15 protein-coding genes are annotated in these 18102 nt (G+C 65.4%); 10 read left to right on the top strand and 5 right to left on the bottom strand.

Translation table 11 applies throughout. From position 1 onward, the window contains the following. Positions 1-62: 62 nt before the first annotated feature. Positions 63-488 (bottom strand): DoxX family protein, encoded by a 426-nt coding sequence (locus tag MTP16_RS15620; protein WP_243511367.1) that lies wholly within the window; start codon positions 486-488, stop codon positions 63-65. A gap of 121 nt (positions 489-609) precedes the next feature. On the opposite strand from MTP16_RS15620, the gene surE reads away from it, so the two are divergent. Continuing rightward, positions 610-1470, top strand: a complete 861-nt coding sequence (gene surE / locus MTP16_RS15625) for a 5'/3'-nucleotidase SurE (protein WP_243511369.1) — start codon at positions 610-612, stop codon at positions 1468-1470. 178 nt (positions 1471-1648) lie between these two features. On the opposite strand, the gene MTP16_RS15630 is transcribed toward surE, so the two are convergent. The 3 genes from MTP16_RS15630 to MTP16_RS15640 form a co-directional block, all read right to left on the bottom strand. Beyond that, positions 1649-1858, bottom strand: a complete 210-nt coding sequence (locus tag MTP16_RS15630; RefSeq protein WP_243511371.1) for a hypothetical protein — start codon at positions 1856-1858, stop codon at positions 1649-1651. A 36-nt stretch (positions 1859-1894) separates the two neighbouring features. Next, the gene (locus MTP16_RS15635; RefSeq protein WP_243511374.1) at positions 1895-3286 is read right to left on the bottom strand and encodes a sensor histidine kinase; all 1392 of its coding nucleotides are present in this window, start codon (positions 3284-3286) and stop codon (positions 1895-1897) included. A 168-nt stretch (positions 3287-3454) separates the two neighbouring features. Further along, the gene (locus tag MTP16_RS15640; RefSeq protein WP_243511376.1) at positions 3455-4135 is read right to left on the bottom strand and encodes a response regulator transcription factor; all 681 of its coding nucleotides are present in this window, start codon (positions 4133-4135) and stop codon (positions 3455-3457) included. A 148-nt stretch (positions 4136-4283) separates the two neighbouring features. Here MTP16_RS15640 and MTP16_RS15645 point away from each other — a divergent pair, with 148 nt between their 5' ends. From MTP16_RS15645 to MTP16_RS15685, 9 genes are all read left to right on the top strand, one after another. Next, positions 4284-4913 carry a phosphoglycerate mutase family protein gene (locus tag MTP16_RS15645; RefSeq protein ID WP_243511378.1) on the top strand — a complete coding sequence of 210 codons (630 nt, stop codon included), beginning with the start codon at positions 4284-4286 and terminating at the stop codon, positions 4911-4913. A 5-nt stretch (positions 4914-4918) separates the two neighbouring features. Then, entirely contained in the window at positions 4919-6166 is a 1248-nt protein-coding gene (locus MTP16_RS15650; protein ID WP_243511381.1) for an RsiV family protein, read from the top strand. A gap of 45 nt (positions 6167-6211) precedes the next feature. Beyond that, entirely contained in the window at positions 6212-7657 is a 1446-nt protein-coding gene (locus MTP16_RS15655) for a M28 family peptidase (protein ID WP_243511385.1), read from the top strand. Between the two features lie 6 nt (positions 7658-7663). Continuing rightward, positions 7664-9496, top strand: a complete 1833-nt coding sequence (locus MTP16_RS15660) for a S8 family serine peptidase (RefSeq protein ID WP_243511388.1) — start codon at positions 7664-7666, stop codon at positions 9494-9496. A 137-nt stretch (positions 9497-9633) separates the two neighbouring features. Then, positions 9634-10374 (top strand): hypothetical protein, encoded by a 741-nt coding sequence (locus MTP16_RS15665; RefSeq protein ID WP_243511390.1) that lies wholly within the window; start codon positions 9634-9636, stop codon positions 10372-10374. 151 nt (positions 10375-10525) lie between these two features. Continuing rightward, positions 10526-11146 carry a hypothetical protein gene (locus MTP16_RS15670; RefSeq protein ID WP_243511391.1) on the top strand — a complete coding sequence of 207 codons (621 nt, stop codon included), beginning with the start codon at positions 10526-10528 and terminating at the stop codon, positions 11144-11146. Positions 11147-11219: 73 nt separating this feature from the next. Beyond that, complete coding sequence (locus tag MTP16_RS15675) at positions 11220-11828, top strand: DUF4920 domain-containing protein (protein ID WP_243511393.1); 609 nt, start codon at positions 11220-11222, stop codon at positions 11826-11828. A gap of 136 nt (positions 11829-11964) precedes the next feature. Beyond that, on the top strand, positions 11965-14067 hold the full coding sequence (gene ligA, locus MTP16_RS15680) for an NAD-dependent DNA ligase LigA (RefSeq protein ID WP_243511395.1): 2103 nt from the start codon (positions 11965-11967) through the stop codon (positions 14065-14067). Between the two features lie 277 nt (positions 14068-14344). Next, entirely contained in the window at positions 14345-16903 is a 2559-nt protein-coding gene (locus tag MTP16_RS15685; RefSeq protein ID WP_243511397.1) for a T9SS type A sorting domain-containing protein, read from the top strand. 170 nt (positions 16904-17073) lie between these two features. On the opposite strand, the gene MTP16_RS15690 is transcribed toward MTP16_RS15685, so the two are convergent. Further along, positions 17074-18006: a polysaccharide deacetylase family protein gene (locus MTP16_RS15690; RefSeq protein WP_243511399.1), complete on the bottom strand. Its 933-nt coding sequence runs from the start codon at positions 18004-18006 to the stop codon at positions 17074-17076. Positions 18007-18102: the final 96 nt, after the last annotated feature.

Genomic DNA, 18102 nt, shown 5'->3' on the forward strand with positions numbered 1-18102 from the left:
CGCCGTTGCAACGATTATCGTTCTGCCACGCGAACTACAAAGTTCGCGCTACTGTGGCCTCGCTACCAGCGGCGTCCGCCAAACAGCTTCTCGTCGAGGCTGTAGCGCCCCGGCCCCACTAGCAGCAGCCCGGCAAAGAGCAGCGCCGATTCCAGCGCGTGGGCGTAGCCGTTGAAGCCGTCGCCGCTGCTCAGGTGCATCACCGTGGCCATTATCATGGTGAAGAGCAGGGCCGGCACGGCCAGGCGCCACAGCAGCCCCAGCGCCAGCAGCGCCCCGCCCCCAAATTCGGCCAGCGCCGCCAAAAAGCCCCAGAACGCGGGCGCGAAGTTCAGCCCTACTTTGGCCATCACGCCGCCCACCCCGGCCCAGGCCTCGGGGCCGCCCGCCAGCTTGGGGTAGCCGTGCGCCATAAACATGAGGCCGATGCCCACGCGAATAATCAGCAGGCCGAGGTCGTGGGCGGGGTAGCGGTTGGAAAGGAACATGAGGCCGAGGGATAAGTGAAGCAAGGCCGCAAATAACGAAGCTCAGCCGTAAACTAAAACCACCCGCCCCGGCCGCCCGTTACCTTCGCAGCCGGTCATTTTCCAACCCTCAACTCTTCTCATGGCAGCATCCCGCCCCCTTATTCTGGTTTCCAACGACGACGGCATCACCGCCCCCGGCATCCGCTGCCTCGTCGAAATTGTGCACGCACTCGGGGCCGAAGTGGTGGTGGTAGCGCCCGATTCGCCGCAGTCGGGCATGGGCCACGCCATCACCATCGGCCACCCCATGCGCCTCACCGAAAACCCCATTTTCGGCCCCGACGTGCAAGCTTACGAGTGCTCCGGCACGCCCGCCGACTGCGTAAAAATCGCCAAGCACTACGTGCTCAAAGACCGCACCCCCGACTTGGTGGTGTCCGGCATTAACCACGGCTCCAACTCGTCGGTGAACGTGCTTTACTCCGGCACCATGTCGGCGGCCATCGAGGCCGCTATTGAAGGGCTGCCCGCCGTAGGCTTCTCGCTGTGCGACTATGGTCCGAAAGCGGATTTCTCGCACGTCACCGAATGGGTGCGCCAGGTGTGCCAGCACGCTTTGGCCCACGGCATTCCCACCGGTACGGCGCTGAACGTCAACATTCCCAAGAAGTCCGACACCCCCATTGCCGGCCTGCGCCTGGCCCGCCAAGCCCGCGCCAAGTGGCAGGAGGAGTTCGACCGCCGCCTCGACCCTTACCAGCGCCCCTATTTCTGGCTGCGCGGCGAATTCGTGAACTTTGACACCGGCACCGACACCGACGAGTGGGCCTTGGCCCACAACTACGTGTCGGTGGTGCCCTGCCAGTTCGACCTCACCGCCGCCCACGGCCTGGCCCACCTCAGCCAGCAATGGCAGTTGCCCCTGCCCGACGCCAGCGACGCCGTGACGCCGCCGCAGCCGATAGCGCCGGAAGACTACGGCGTTGCTAATCAACATTAAAGGTTAAGTAGCGCGACTGTAGTGTGGACTCTGCGAGTCCGCGCTTTGCTAGGATGTTCGCCCAGGCGCGGACTCGCAGCGTCCACGCTACAAACCGTACTTCGCGTCGGCCCGGTCATTTACAAAAAAGCCCTCGCATGCACAATGCGGGGGCTTTTTCGTGGAGAAATTTAGAGGGTCACCGTACCTTGGCCATCCGGTGCCGGGCAGTCGGCCGGGGCAAGGTTCGCACTAGTTTGGGCGGCGGCAAAAGGTCGGGGGCCTTGCGCACGACCACGGGCGCCGCCAGCGGGCCGGCTGCGGGGAGGGCGGCACGGTGCAGCGCCACCACTTCGGCGCCCACCGCGGCTGCCAGCACCAGCAGCAAGCCCGGAACGAGGATTTTCAACAGAATACGCACGGGAGTTTGAATTACTCCCGAAAGTTATTTCTGGGCCAATGAAGGGGGCATGAAACCTGAGGCCGGGCTCACGTTGGGCCCAAAATCCAGCACGAAAGCCGTGCCCTGGCCCACCGTCGATTCGGCCTTTAGTTCGGCGCCGTGGAAGCCGGCAATGGTTTGGGCAATGGGCAGGCCCAGGCCGTAGCCCTCGGGCGAGCCCGGCGCGTTGGAGTTGAAGCGCCGGAACCGGTCGAACAGATAGGGAATGTTTTCGGCCGCGATGCCGGGGCCGCTGTCCTCCACCCGCAGGGTGTAGCAACCGCCCGGCGCGGGCCGGCCCAGCACCCGGATGCGGCCGCCCTCGTGGTTGTACTTGATGGCGTTGCTGAGCAGGTTGCGCAGCAGCGTGTGCATCAGGCTGGCGTTGGCATGGGGGCGCACGTCGTTGCCGGCAATGTCCACTTCCAGGGCGATGTCGCGCTGTTGGCGGCGGTCGTCCAGCTCCTCGGCCACGTCGGCCACTACATCGGAGAGGCGCACCGATTCTTCGCGCAGGTACTGCTCGTTTTCAATGTTGGCGATGAGCAGCAGGGTGCGCACGGTGTTGCGCAGGCGGTGCAGCGTGCGCTGCGATTCCACAATCTGCTGGGCGTTCTGCTCGGGCAGGGTGGGGTCCTGCAGCATGTTTTCGAAGCGCGACTGCAGGATGCTGACCGGCGTAAGCAGCTCGTGGCTCACGTTGCTCATGAACTCCCGCTCCTTGGCAAAGGCCGACTGCACCTGCCGCATCAGCGCATTCAGCCGGTCATCAAGCCGCCGGAAGTCGGTGGTTTGCGTGTCAATGACGTCGAAATTGAAGTCCGACGGCTGACGGATGCCGCGCAGCTTGCGCACCGTCAGCTCGCGCAGCGGCCCCAGCAGGTAGTGGGCCACCGCCGCGTCGCTCACCACCGTGAGCAGCGAGGCCGCCACCAGCACCCACAGCGCCAGCTGCCGCAGCGTGGCCGTGAGCAGTTCCACCGTTTCGAGCGACGACCCGATTTCGAGCCGAAACGCGCGTTGGTGCAGCCCGCCTGCCAGCAGCGCAAAGCTCAAAATCCGGAAGTCCTCCACCTGCTGGTCTACCTGCCGGGGCTCCTCAAATATGCGCTCTGCCGGCAGCGGCGTCCCTTCCGGCAGCGGGGTCAGCGTGATGTATTCCTGCTTGAAAATGTTGTAGTCGGCGTAGGTTTCGGCCCGCTCGCCGCGCTCGAAAGCCTGCAGGCCGTCGCGGGCAATGAGGCCCTGCACCAGCCGCTTCTTCTCGCGCAGGTGCGCATCGGTGTGGGCCACGGCCACCTGCTGCACAATGGGCGGAATGACCAAGGCCCCCAGCAGCACCAGCAGCAGCTTCGACACAGCGTTGGAAATGGCGAGTTTGGCTTCGAGGCGCATGCTGGGTGGGGTGGAGTTTAAGTAAATGCAAAAGGCGTCTGTCGTCCTGAGCGCAGCGAAGGACCTTCTCACGGCTGCAGCTCGCGCTGCAAGTTATTCAAACGTGAAAAGGTCCTTCGCTGCGCTCAGGATGACAGACGACCCCTGGTTTCGCTTTATGCCCCGCTATTACTCCGCCGCCCGGTACCCAATGCCGCGCACCGTCTCCAGGAAGTCGGCCGCGCCGAACTGGGCCAGCTTTTTGCGCACGTTCTTGATGTGCACATCGATGTAGTTCGAGTCGGAATCGTCTTCGAGCACGTTGCCCCACAGGTGCTCGCCCAGTTGCAGGCGCGTGAGCACGCGGCCGCGGTGCAGCAGCAAGTAGTGCAGCAGGTCAAATTCTTTCTTGGTGAGGGGCACTTCCTGGCTGCCGTGGCGCACAATGCGGGCGTTGGGGTCCATGCTAAAGCCTTGGCCGAAGCTGATTTCGGGCCGCTTCAGGTTGAATTTGCGGCGCGTGATGGCCTGCATGCGGCTGGTGAGCTCCAGCAGCGAGAAAGGCTTGGGCAGGTAGTCGTCGGCCCCCAGGTCGAGGCCGCGAATGCGGTCGTCGAGGGCGCCGCGGGCGGTGAGGATAATGAAGGAAGCTTCCTGGTTTTCGTTGAGGCGGGCTTCTTTCAGCAAGTCCAGACCGTCGCCGCCCGGCAGGCCCAGGTCCAGCAGCACGAAGTCGTAGCTGCTCACGTAAAGTTTTTCCGAGGCCTCGGCGTAGGTATAGGCCGAATCGACTAAGTACTGCGCTTGCAGCAGGAATTGCCGCATTTCCTGGTGCAGGCTTTTTTCGTCTTCGATGAGCAGAACGTGCATGGGGCGGGGTTGGTAAGCGGTAATAAAGGTTGGTGTTGCAACATACGGCACGCGCGGCTGAAGGCTGCATGAAGGCAACCCGGGTGCCGGTTCCACGTTTGTGGTGTAATTTGCTCGGGCAACCCCCCTACTTTCCTATATTTCAGTTATGACTGCACGTTTCCCCTTCCGATTTTTCGCGTTGCTGGCTGCTTTTGCCGGATTGACCGCGGGCTCGGCTCAGGCTCAAACCAAAACGGTTTCCAAAGACAAAGTCAAGCCCATCGTGACCACGGTATACATCGTGCGTCACGCTGAAAAAGACTCTACCTCCGACGCCGCCGACCCCACGCTTTCGACCCTGGGGCAGGCCCGCGCCCAAGCCCTGCGCCAAACCCTGGAGAAGCGCCACCCCGCCGCCCTCTTCACCACCGACACCAAGCGCACCCGCGCCACGCTGGAGCCCCTGGCCGGTGCCCTCAAGCTGGAGCCGCAGGTGTATGACGCCCGCCGCGGCCGCGACCTGGCCGACCGCGTGCTCAAAGAATACGCCGGCAAATCGGTGGTCGTGGTGGGCCATTCCAACACCATTTTGTCACTGATTGACGACTTTGGCGCCATTCCGCCCGTCGAGGAAATCGGCGAAAACGAATACGAGTACCTCTTCACGGTGCGCACGGCCGAAGGCATGCAGCCCATCGTGGAAACCCGCGGCTACGGCGCTGAGCGCAAGGTGAAAACCAAAACCAAAACGGCTATGGCACCGGTCGCGCCGGCGCCGGCCGCGCCGCAGAATTAAGCCCCGTGACAGCCTTCGGCGAACGGGCCGTGTGGCGGCTGCTGCTGCTGGCCGGCTTGGCTTCGGCTCCCCTTCATTCCATTACGGCCCAACGGCCCGGTGCCTTCGGTGCCGGGCCGCAGCTTTTTGAGGGCAACCACCGCTACCGCGGCACCCTGGGCGGACAGCGCGTCACCGTCGAGCTATCCATTGGCCAGGAGGGGTACGACCCCGATGCCCCGGTAAGCGCCACCGGCACCTGCCGCTTCGAGGACAACCCGACGCAGCTGCACCGCCTGCGCAGCTGGCAGGTGGTGAGCGCCTCGCGGCCCTTGCAGCTGCTGGAAGCCGACAGCACCGCTTCGGCTACCCGGCTGGGGCACTGGCGGGCCGAGGGGCCGCCCGGCCCGGTGCTGCGCGGCACCTGGGCGGGCCTCACGGGCGAGACCCGGCCATTTGAGCTGCGCGAAGACTACCGCGCCGCAGACGGCTTCCTGGCTGCCGTGCCTTATGAAGTAGTGGGGGAGGAAGTAATAAAAATCGACAGCTTATTCCTGTGGTTTCCGGAGTGGAAGGCCCGCTGCGTGGGCCCCAAAGCCAACCCGAAAGCCCATTGCGACCCGCGGGCTACCCTGGGCCGCCACTTCCTGCATTTCATTGGCCCGGACAGCCTGCGCCCGGCCCTGGCGGCGCTGCAGTGCCCGCCTCCGGCCGAGCGACGGGCCCAAACCATGGCCGCTATGCGCGAAATGGTGGGCGAGCCCGCCGCCGACCGGGAATCCACCTCGTCGACCCCGCTGGAAGATTCCGAATCGATAGGCGTCAGCTTCAACGGCCACGGCCTGCTGAGCTGGGGCTCCTTCAGCTACTACTACAGCGGCGGCGCGCACGGCGGCCATCGCATCGAGCATCAGGTGTACGACCTGAATACCGGCGAATTTCTGTCCATTTCCGACCTGCTGCGGCCGGGGGCCGAGCGGGTGCTGTGCCACCTGCTCACGCGGCACCTGGCCACGGAGCAGAGCTTCCCGGCCGACGCCCTGCGCCAAACCGCCGACTACCCCGGCGTGACTTTTGCGCCCCTGCCCGCAAGCGGATTTGGGTTGGAAGAGAAGGGCTTGGTGTTTCAATACGGCGACTACGAAATTGGGGGCTACGCCGACGCCATCAACCCCATGACCATTCCGTGGGCCGAGCTGCTGCCCCTGCTCAGCCCCGATTCGGTGGTGGCCCGGATGCTGCGCGAGCGGGGCCTGTGGCGGGCCGCCAATTGAGGCCGGGCGCGGCGGGTTCAAGTAAAAGTTGCGTTCTTCGCGTTCATGCGCACCTCCCTATCCATTCTGCTGGCGGCGGGCCTGCTACTGGCGGCCCCCGCCGGCCACGCCCAAGTCCGCAAAAAAGCCAAAGCCAAACCAGCGGCCGCCCGGCCCGCCACGCCAACGCCCGAGGTGGCGTCGGCGCCCGTGTCCGACTCCGTGGCGCTGCGCAAAATCTTCAACGAGGCCCTGCTGCGCGGCGAGAGCTACGACAACCTGCGCTACCTCACCGGCAACATCGGGGCCCGGCTTTCGGGCTCGCCGCAGGCTCAGCTGGCCGTGGAATGGGGCAAGGCCACGATGGAAAAAGCCAAGTTTGACCGTGTGTATCTGCAGGAGGTGATGGTGCCGCACTGGGTGCGGGGCAGCAAGGAGCGCGGCGAAATAGTGGGCAATAAGGACAAAGGCGTGAAAGTGCCGGTGTGCGCGCTGGGCGGCTCGGTGGGCACCGGCGGCAAGCTCAAGGCCGGCGTGGTGGAAGTGCACAGCTTCGACGAGCTGAAGAACCTGCCGGATGCCGCCGTGAAAGGCAAATTCGTGTTCTTCAACCGCCCCTTCGACGACGCCCTCATCGAGCCCGGCGCGGCCTACGGCGGGGCCGTGGAACAGCGCGCCCTGGGGGCAGTCGAGGCGGCCAAGCGCGGTGCCGTGGGCGCCCTGGTGCGCTCCATGACCAGCGCCCGCGACGACAACCCGCACACCGGTACTATGCGGCCCGCGGCCATTCCCGGCGCGGCCCTGAGTACCAACGCCGCCGACCGGCTCAGCCTGCTCCTGAAGGCCAGTCCGGAGCTGCAATTCGAGCTGGAACTGGAATGCATCACGCTGCCCGACGAAAAAAGCTACAACGTGGTGGGCGAAATCCGGGGCAGTAAATACCCCAACGAAATCATCACCGTAGGCGGCCACCTCGACTCCTGGGACCTGGCCCAGGGCGCCCACGACGACGGCACCGGCTGCGTGCAAAGCATCGAGGCCCTACGCCTGCTGCGGGCCGCGGGCTTTAAGCCCGAGCGTACCCTTCGCGCTGTATTGTTCATGAACGAGGAAAACGGCAACCGCGGCGGCACCGAATACGCCCGCCTAGCGGCCGAGAACAAGGAAACCCACGTGGCCGCCATCGAGTCGGACGGCGGAGGCTTCACGCCCCGCGGCTTTGGGCTCGAAGCCGACGCAGCCACCCTGGCCAAAGTCGTGAAATGGGCACCGCTGTTCAAGCCATACAACGCCGACGACATCACCGCCGGCCACGGGGGCACCGACATCGGCCCCCTGAAAGAAGGCGTGCACCCCAAAGCCCTGATTGGCTACAAGTGCGACTCGCAGCGCTACTTCGACATCCACCACACCGCCGCCGATACCTTCGACAAGGTGAACCGCCGCGAGCTGGAGCTGGGCGGCGCCAGCATGGCCGCGCTGATTTACCTATTGAGCAAGTACGGGCTGTAAGTGGTTGTGCACAAATGGATAAGTGAGGCGAGGAGGAGCTGGACGCTCGGTGGCCTGCTGTGGCTGGCGTTGCTGAGCCCAGCGGCGGCGCAGCCACCTCGTTCGGAGTTGCCAGAGCGCTACTGGATTACTTTTCGCGATAAGAACGGCGCCAGGTTCGACCCGCAGCAGTACTTCTCGCCCGAAGCCCGGGCCCGCCGGCAACGCCAGCACCTGCCCGCCTACGAGGCCTCTGACCTGCCCGTGCGCGCCGACTACGTGGCCGCCATTCGGGCGCGGGTCGATACCGTGACGCTGGTCAGCCGTTGGTTTAATGCGGTGGCGTGCCGGGCCACGGCGGTGCAGGCGGCGGCCCTGCGGCACCTGCCCGGCGTGCGCTCCGTGGTGGCGTGGCCCTACAGGGAGGCGCAGGTGGCTGCACATGCACCTACCCGGGAGGCGGGGATAGTACGCCAGTTATCGCCGCGCAAGCCGCTTTCTTCCAATGATTTTCTGTTGGCGCGCCGCCAGACGGCCCACCTCGACGGGCCCGCGCTGCGCGCCGCCGGGCTGGAAGGGCAGGGGATGCGCATTGCCATTTTCGACGTGGGCTTTCGGGGCGTACCCGTCCACCCGGCCTTTCAGGAGTTGGTGGCCAGCAGGCGCATTGTGGCCACACACGACTTTCTGCGCAACACCGACAATGTGTTTCTGGGCGGCAGTCACGGCACCGAGGTGCTGGGCTGCCTGGCAGGCCGCCTGCCTGGCACGCAGGCTGGCATGCTGGGGCCTGCTTTAGGGTTAGCCCCAGCAGCTGAATACCTGCTGGCCCGCACCGAGCAGCTCCACCGCGAGCGGTACGCCGAGGAGGAGGCCTGGCTGGCTGCTGTGGAGTGGGCCGACCGCCTTGGGGCCGACATTATCAATTCTTCGTTGGCCTACACCGAGCAGCGCTACTTTCCGGAGCAGATGGACGGGCGGCGCAGCCTGATAGCGCGCGCCGCTAACCTAGCCGCGCGCAAGGGTTTGCTGGTGGTGAGCGCCGCCGGCAACGACGGCGACGACGACTGGGTGCGCATCGGCACGCCCGCCGACGCCGACTCGGTGCTCGCCATCGGCGGCCTCGACCCCGAAACTGGCCTGCACGTCGATTTCAGCTCCTACGGCCCCACGGCCGACCGCCGGCCCAAGCCCAACCTGGCCGCCTTCGGCATTGTGCTCACCACCACCACCGACGACTACGAGCGGCTGGAAGGCACCTCGTTCTCATCGCCCTTGGTGGCAGGTTTTGCCGCTTGCTTGTGGCAGAAAAACCGGCAGCTCACGGCCATGCAGCTGTTTCGAGCCCTGGAAAAGTCGGGCGAGCTGTATCCTTATTTTGATTACGCCCACGGTTTTGGCCGGCCGCGGCTGGCCGGTTTTGCACCCGTGGCGCCGTTGGGGGCCGCGGCACCCACGTTCGACTTTGTGCCGCACGACAGCCTGGTAGCCGTGGTAATTCGGCCCGAAGCAGCCCTGCGGCCGGCCGAGATGCTGCCTCTGGTGGCCGAGCAAAGCGACGCCGTTTTGCCCAGCCTCACGCCGCCGGAAGATGCCAAGCCCGCCACCGACAACTCGGTGCCGCGTGTGGGCCGCGAGCAGCCCGTGGCGCCCGGCAGCGCCCCGCTCAACCCCTTGCCCGAGCCTAACTATCCCGCCTACCTCTACTGGAACCTGGCCGACCGCCGGGGCGTGCTGCACCGCTACGAGGCCCGAGCCGTGACGCAGCGGCTGGTGGTGCAGGTGCCGCGTCAGCTGCTGCGCGGCGGCGACGTGCTGCGGGTGCATTTTAAAGGCTATACCGGCACGTACTCGGAATGAAGAAAAACGCTTGGCAATTGAGTAATGCGCTTTCGGAGGTAGGGCCGGGGCTTGCCCCCGCCCGGCTATTCGCGTCTTTCCATCGATTCCCTTCTACGACGGGTGGAGGAAAGCCGCGCCCCTACATCGTTCAGCATGTGCCGCAGCTTGCAAACCACGTCAGGAACTGGGTTCTCCAAGGGGCAGCCCTAACGGCCCTGGTGCTGGCCGGGGCGCCGGCAGTATACGCCCAGCAAGTGCTGGTGCAGGCCAATGTGGCCAACGATACCGTAAAAACAACCTTCGGACCCAACCGCCGCTACTTCGGCCACGCGTATTTCGGCTATGCCTTGCTGGCCGGCCCGGCCGGGCGCGGCGCCGAGCTGCGCGGAGGCTTGTCATCGGCCGAGCTGCGGGGCGGGGGGCGCTTTAAGGTGCGCTTCAGCCAAGCCGTGGCGCTGAACCTGGATTTGGGTTATGCCTTTCAGCATTTCGAGTTAGCGCAGACTGACCACAAAGTGGTGCCCTCGGCCACGCGGCACCGCGAAGAGGGGCTGAACCTGCATCAGTTGTACTCGGAAATCAGTCTGCGGCTGAACGCCGGCCGGCGCGGCAATTCCGTGGGCAGCTACCTGGATTTAATAGCCGATGGCGGATGGGCGGCCGCCACCTCCCACAGCACCGAAGACGAGCCCGCCCCGGGCATCGGCTCGGTCGAAACCACGGAGCGGGGCCTGCCGTACCTGCGGCGCTGGAGTGGCAGCGCGGGCGCCCGCCTGGGTTTCGACCGCTACGCGCTGGTGGCGCGCTACCGCCTCACGCCGGCTTTTGGGCCGGCCTACGCGGCCTGGCCGGAACTGCCCCGCTGGGCGCTGGGCTTCGAAATCGGCTTATTCTGATATGTCGCCGCTTGCGCGAAAACCCAACGGTTTGCGTTTTTCGTAAAAATCATGCTGCCGCAAGGTCCCGACCGGCGCGGCAGATGGCTACTGCCTCCTTTTCATACCTTACCTTCGTGCGCCCGGCCACATCCCGTGCCGGGCATTCTCCATGAAAACATTTCCCTTTAAACGAACCGCGGGGTGGGTGCTGGCCGCGGGGCTGACCTTGCAATTGGCTTCGTGCGTGAGCACCGAGCGCGAAGTGAGCAGCTCGACCGTAGACCCGCGCACCACCTACACCCCGCCGGCCGCCGGCTCCCGCGTGCGGGTGGGCAATAAGACCGTGCTCAATACCGTGAGCACCACGCACGCCTTTTCCGACCCCAATACCAAGGACAATTTCATTCTTCAGCTGCGCGGCCCGCGCGTGCTCACGGCCCAGGCCCACCTCATCGTGACGAGCAGCAAGGGCGATACCTTGCGCCACGAAGTGATACCCGCCCGCGCCCTGCTCAGCGAAAAAGCCCTTCTCGACCCCCAGGCGTCGAGCGTGCGCGACCAGGAAATCGCCATTCTGCAGGGCATGAACGCCTTTTTTGCCGACGCCCACTTCATGCAGCCCGCCGTGCCGGCCAGCGCCGAGCAGCCCGCCGAAATGGACACCAACACCTGGGCTGCCCTGCGCGAAGACCCCACCGCCGTGGGCTTCGACTACACGGGCGCCGGTGGCGCCGAGCGCCGCATCACCTACGCCCGCAAGCTGCGCAAGGCCGTCGTCATCAATCAATAGTGGGCCCGGCGCCGGCCCTTCGTCGGGCTGATGGTGCAGGCTGTATACTTCAAAAACCTTTCTCGTTTATCCCATGAAATTCCTGATTTCCTTCGCCGTTGTCCTTGTGCTGATTCTGGCGTATTTCCGCCTGTTTCCTTCGGCTCCCATCAACCCGGTGCTGCCCGTGCCCCAGGGCCAGCAGGAAGTGAACGGCCACAATGCCGACGTGCCCAAAGGCGCCACCGAGGACGAGGAAGCCGGCGAGGAGGGCGAAAACCACTCCAGCAGCAGTATCACCCCGGCCACGCCCGGCCAAACCTACGGCGCCGCCGTCACGCCCGATGGCGCCCTGCCCATGACGGCCCTGCCCACCGCCCTCGGCACCCGCGACTCGGCCCAGGTGAAGCTGACCGGTAAGGCCTCGGCCGTGTGCCAGGCCAAGGGCTGCTGGATGACGCTGCCCACCGCCGACGGCAAGCAGATGCGCGTCCGCTTCAAGGACTACGCGTTTTTTGTGCCCAAGGACCTGAGCGGCCACGAGGTGGTGGTGAGCGGCTGGGCCTACCGCAGCACGGTACCGAAGTCGGAGCTGCAGCACTACGCCAAGGACGCCGGCAAGTCGGACCAGGAAGTGGCCGCCATCACCCAGGATGAGCAGCAGCTGACTTTTATGGCCGACGGCGTGCGCGTCGTGAACTAAGGTTAGCAGTTGAGGTTGAAAGTTGTAGAAAGGCCGCCCGTTGAGGCGGCCTTTTTCTTTGCCTAACCGTTTTGAGATGCTGCCGTAGCTTGCAGCAGAAGTTCACCCGACCCTTTTGCCTTCCGGCGCCCACCCCATGCCCGATACGCCTGCCATCCAGCAACGCATCCTGGCCCTCACCGAGCGGCTGCACCACCTCAACCACCAGTATTATCAAAACGACGTGTCCGAGGTATCGGACCAGGAGTTTGATGCCCTGTTACGCGAGCTGCAGCAACTGGAAACCGAACACCCCGACCTGGCCCAGCCCAACTCGCCCACCCGGCGCGTGGGCGGCACCATCACCAAGCAGTTTCCGACGGCGGTGCACCGCTACCCCATGCTCAGCCTGGGCAACACCTACTCCGAAGACGACCTGCGCGAGTTTGACGAGCGGGTGCAGCGCGGCCTCGAAGGCGCACCCTACAGCTACGTGTGCGAGCTAAAGTTCGACGGCGTGGCCATGAGCCTAAGCTACGAGCACGGCCAGCTCACGCAGGGCGTGACCCGCGGCGACGGCACCCGCGGCGACGTGGTGACGCCCAACGTGCGCACCATCAAAACGCTGCCGCTGGCCCTGCGCCCCGGCCCCGACCAGCCCCAGGATTTTGAGGTGCGCGGCGAGGTATTCATGCCGTTGCCGGTGTTTGACGAGTTGAACGCCGAGCGCGAGCAAAACGGCGAGGCCCTGCTGGCCAACCCGCGCAACGCCGCCAGCGGCACCCTCAAGCTGCAGGATTCGAGCCAGGTGGCGGCGCGCAAGCTGCGCTTCTACGCTTACTCGCTGCTCACGCCCGGCCGCCACTTTCCCACCCACAGCGCCGCCCTCGAAGCCCTGAGTCGCTACGGCCTGCCGGTGTCGGACACCTGGCGCCGGGCGGCCAACATCAACGAGGTGCTGGATTTTGTGCACCACTGGGCCAAAAAGCGCTTCGACTTGCCGGTGGCAACGGATGGCATTGTCATTAAGGTTGACAACCTGCGCCAGCAGGACCAACTGGGCTACACCGCGAAAAGCCCGCGCTGGGCCATTGCCTACAAGTACCCCGCCGAAGCCGCCCGCACCCGCCTCAACGAAGTGATTTACAACGTAGGCCGCACCGGGGCCGTGACGCCGGTGGCCATGCTCACGCCCGTGCCGCTGGCCGGCACCGTGGTGAAGCGCGCCACTCTGCACAACGCCAACCAGATAGAGCTGCTCGACCTGCGCCTCGGCGACACGGTGTACGTGGAGAAGGGCGGCGAAATCATCCCCAAAATCACCGGCGTGGACCTGAGCGCCCGCCCCGCCGAAGCGGTGCCCATTCAGTACCCCACGGCCTGCCCGGCCTGCGGCACGCCGCTGGTGCGACCCGAGGGCGAGGCCCACTTCCGCTGCCCCAATGAGCGCGGCTGCCCGCCCCAGCTCAAGGCCCGATTGGAACATTACGTGTCGCGCAAGGCGCTGAACATCGACGGCCTGGGTGCCGAAACGGTGGGTCGGTTCTTCGATTTGGGCATGGTGAAAACGGTGGCCGACATCTACGACCTGCCCGCCCGCCGGGCCGAGCTGGTGACGTTGGAGCGCCTGGGCGAGAAGAGCATCGACAACCTCATTGCCGGCATCGAAGCCAGCAAGCAGGTGCCGTTTCCGCGCGTGCTATTCGGCCTCGGCATCCGCTACGTGGGCGAAACCGTGGCCCAGAAGCTGGCGGCGCACTACCGCAGCATCGATGCCATGATGGCCGCCTCGGCCGAAGAAATGGCCGCGGTGCCCGAAGTAGGCGGCGTCATTGCCGCGCAGGCGGCGCACTGGTTTCAGCAGCCCGAAAACCGCGAGCTGATTGAGCGCCTGCGCACGGCCGGCGTGCAGCTGGCCGTGACCGGCGAGGCGCCCGTGCCGGCTTCCGACCGCCTGGCGGGCCTCACCTTCGTGATTTCGGGCGTGTTCGAAAACCACAGCCGCGACGAGCTGCAGCAGCTCATCATCTCCAACGGCGGCAAAATCACGGGCTCCATCAGCAAGAAGCTGAGCTACTTGGTGGCCGGCGACAACATGGGCCCGGCCAAGCGCGAAAAGGCGCTGGGCTTCAAAGTGCCCATCATTTCGGAAAGCGAGCTAATGGCCCTGCTGCCCAACCCAGATGAAGCGCCTGCCGATGATGCTGCGATAGATGCGCCGGAAACGTCGGCGCCGGGCGTACAGCGCAGTCTCTTTTAGGACGTGTTGAAACGGCTGGCAGGCGGCAACATCATGCGTTTTTTCCAAGCCGCTGGAAGGACAACGCTTGACCCGCTATTGATAGTGAGCAATCCAGTGACTGCGGTACCATCGCATCGGTAGCCAGGTCAGCCCCGCTGGCCAGGGGCTTTCGCAGTTCCTTATGGCCGGAAAATGATTGATGTTGTGAAAAAGGAATGCCTGATTCTGGGTATTTCCCAGGCGGGGCAGGCCTATATTTGACAGGGTTTTTCCTGACTAAATTCTTCCTTTTTCTATGCATACTACTACCCTTACCAGTTCTTGGCGGAGCCTTTGCAGCCTGCTAAATACCCTGACGCTGGCCCTGCTGCTACTGGCTGGCCCGGCCGGGGCCGCCCCACCGCTCGCTGCCCTGCCGACGGGCCGGCCCCTAGCCGGGGCCCTCAACCCCGATAGCACCCTGCAAGCGGGCCTGTGCGGCACCTTCGACGCCCACGGCTACACGATGGGCACCGACGCGGCCTCCGGCCGGCCCACCTTCCGGCCCGCTAGCACCCGCGGCATTCGGGGCGCGGGCGACGAAAACTGGCAGGACGGCTTCGACTTAGCGGGCACAAATGGTGATGTCTATGCGATGGCTCGGGCCGCCAACGGCGATTTGTACATCGGGGGCAATTTCACCACCGTTGGGGGCATAGCCGCCAACTACTTGGCCCGCTGGAACGGCACGGCCTGGAGCGCGCTGGGCACGGGCCTGGGCGGCAGTGTATATGCGCTGGCCGTGGATGGCAGCGGCAACGTGTATGCGGGGGGCGGCTTCATCACGGCCGGGGGCGTGGCCGCTAACCGCATAGCCCGCTGGAACGGCACGAGTTGGAGCGCGCTGGGCACGGGCATGAGTGCGGTGGGAGTGAATCCTGGCGTGAGTGCGCTGGCCGTGGACGGTAGCGGCAACGTGTACGCGGGGGGCGGCTTCACCTCAGCCGGGGGCGTGGCGGTCAATTACGTGGCCCGCTGGAATGGCACGAGTTGGAGCGCGCTGGGCCAGGGCCTGAGCAGCGGGGTATCGGCGCTGGCCGTGGACGGCAGCGGTAACGTGTACGCGGGGGGCGGCTTTGCCGGGGCCGGGAGCGTGGCGGCCACCAATGTGGCCCGCTGGAACGGCACGAGTTGGAGCGCGCTGGGCACGGGTCTGGGCAGCAGCGTATACGCGCTGGCCGTGGATGGCAGCGGCAACGTGTACGCGGGGGGCTTCTTCACCGGAGCCGGGAGCGTGGCGGCTAACCGCGTGGCCCGCTGGAACGGTACGAGTTGGAACGCCCTGGGCGCGGGCACGAATGGTCCCGTGAGTGCGTTGGCCGTGGATGGCAGCGGCAACCTGTACGCGGGGGGGAGCTTCACGACGGCTGGAGGCGTGGCGGCCAACCACGTAGCGCGCTGGAACGGTACGGCCTGGAGTGCGCTGGGAGTGGGTACGGGCAGCAACTTAATTGCGCTGGCCGTGGACGGCAGCGGGCAAGTGTGTGCCGGGGGCTTCTTCACCGAAGGGGCCAACAACTTGGCCCGTTGGAACGGCACGGCCTGGCGCGCGTTGGGCACGGGCCTGAATGGTCCCCTGTATGCGCTGGCCGTGGATGGCAGTGGGCAGGTGTACGCCGGGGGCAACTTCACCTGGGCTGGGGGCGTGACGGCCAACTACGTGGCCCGCTGGAACGGCACGGCCTGGAACACCTTGGGCGTAGGCACGAATGGTCCCGTGAGTGCGCTGGCCGTGGACGGCAGCGGCAATGTGTACGCGGGGGGAGACTTCACCGTAGCCGGGGGCGTGGCGGCCAACTACGTGGCCCGCTGGAACGGCACGGCTTGGAGCGCGCTAGGCGCGGGCATGGACAATAGTGTGAATGCGCTGGCCACAGACGGCAGTGGGCAAGTATACGCCGGGGGCAACTTCACCACGGCCGGGGTTGTGCCGGCCAATTACGTGGCCCGTTGGAACGGCACGGCCTGGAATGCGCTGGGCACGGGAATGGATGCAACCGTGCGGGCGCTGGCCGTGGATGGCAGCGGGCAGGTGTACGCGGGAGGAGACTTCACCACGGCCGGGGGCGTTACGGCCAACCGCGTGGCCCGCTGGAACGGTACGGGCTGGAGTACGCTGGGCACGGGAATGGATGCAACCGTGCGGGCGTTGGCCGTGGACGGCAGCAACGTGTACGCCGGGGGCAGCTTCATGACGGCTGGGGGTGTTGCGGCCTACAACGTGGCGCGCTGGAATGGCACGGCTTGGAGCACACTCGTGCGGGGCGCGGGGGTGAATGGCACCGTGAATGCGCTGGCCGTGGACGGCACCGGCAACGTATACGTCGGGGGGCTGTTCAGCACGGCCGGCGGAACCGCCCCAGGCTGCGTGGCCCGCTGGAATGGCACGGCCTGGAGCGCGCTGGGCACTGGCCTGAACCGTACGGTGTACGCGCTGTCTGCGCCGGGTACCAGCCGGCTGTATGCTGGGGGAGACTTCACACGGGTCGGCGACGGCTCGAAGGTGACAGCCTACTTCGGCATCTACAACAACGTGGTCCCGACGGGCACGGCCCCGGCCAGCCTGGGCGCTCAGGTGGCGGTATACCCCAACCCAGCGGCCAAGGCCGTATTTGTGGCGTTGCCCGCCACCCTCGGCCACCAGCCGGCGAGCGCTGAGCTGGTCAACGCGCTGGGCCGCGTGGTGCGCGCCTACGCGCTGCCCGTTGGCCGGGCCGCCCATTCCCTGCCGCTGACGGACGTGGCCGCCGGCGTGTACGTGTTGCGCCTGAGCACGGCCGCCGGCTACGTAAGCCGCAAGCTGGTGGTGGAGTAAAGACCTGCCGCAGCTGCCGCGTGGTGGCCACGGCCTTTTCCCAAACGTCAAATGCCCTTCCGGCTACATAGCCGGAAGGGCATTTGACGTTTGGGAAAGTCGAAAGAAGATTTAGGTAAGGACCAGCCTGCACAGGTGGCGCTTTTTAATCGACCTTAGCTGAAACCTGCTTAGAAGCTCTGCACGATGTTGTTGCGCAACGTCTTGGGCGACCAGTAGCCGCTGGCGATGATGCGGCGGATAGTGAACATGGGGTCCTGCTGGTCGCGCTTTTCGGCCAGCGAGAAGGCGGCGACGAAGCCGCGCTTTTTCAGCTCGGGGAAGGCCTGCGGGTTCCAGAGGCCGAAGGGGTAAGCGAAGTACACGATTTTCTTGCCCGTGATTTCCTCCAGCGTCTTGGTGGGCTTGTCGATTTGGGTTTCCCAGTCCTTGCCCTGGTATTTCTTCACGTTGTGGTGGTCCCAGGTGTGCGAGCCGATGACGTTGCCCTCGTCGGACAATTGCTTCACCATGGCCTTGGTCATGTAGTTGGGGCGGCCCAGGCTCACGGTCATCACAAAGTACATGGCCTTGTAGTTGTACTGCGCCAGCGTGGGGCGCGCCACCGTGAACTGGTCGAGGTCGGTGTCATCAAACGTGAGCATGATGGGCTTGCTCGGCAGCTTGGCACCGGTGGTCATGTAGGCGTAGAGCTGGTCGGGCGAGATGGTATGGTAGCCGCTGTCGGCCAGCATCTTAATCTGGGCCTTGAACTGGGCCACAGGAATGATGTAGTCTTTGGCGCCTTTGGAGTCGCGGGCCGTCCAGTCCCGAATCTGGTGGTAGCAAAGGATGGGCACCTGCGGGCGGGCCAGAATGGCGGCGGCATTGCCGGCGCTGCCGGCCGGAATGGTGCTGGGGTCGGGGGCCGGGGTGGCGTTGGCCTCGTCGGCCGCAATGGCTTTGGTGCCGGAGGTTTCGGCAGCGGCCGCGTCGGTGGCGGCGGTGTCGGCTTTTTCGACGGTGGCGGTGCTGGTGCCGGCTTCGCCGGTGGTAGCGGTTTTGGTGTCGCAGGCGGTCAGCGTCAGGCCGGCCAGCAAGAGGGAAGCGGAAAGAACTTTCATGAAATGCGCGAAGCCCAGGCGTCGCAACGAAGAAAAAATGGGGTGAGAAAGCAGCCTAAGCTCCGCAGCGGCACCAAACGGGCCAACCTGCTACTT

This window comes from Hymenobacter monticola (genome assembly GCF_022811645.1).
GTDB classification, from domain to species: domain Bacteria; phylum Bacteroidota; class Bacteroidia; order Cytophagales; family Hymenobacteraceae; genus Hymenobacter; species Hymenobacter monticola.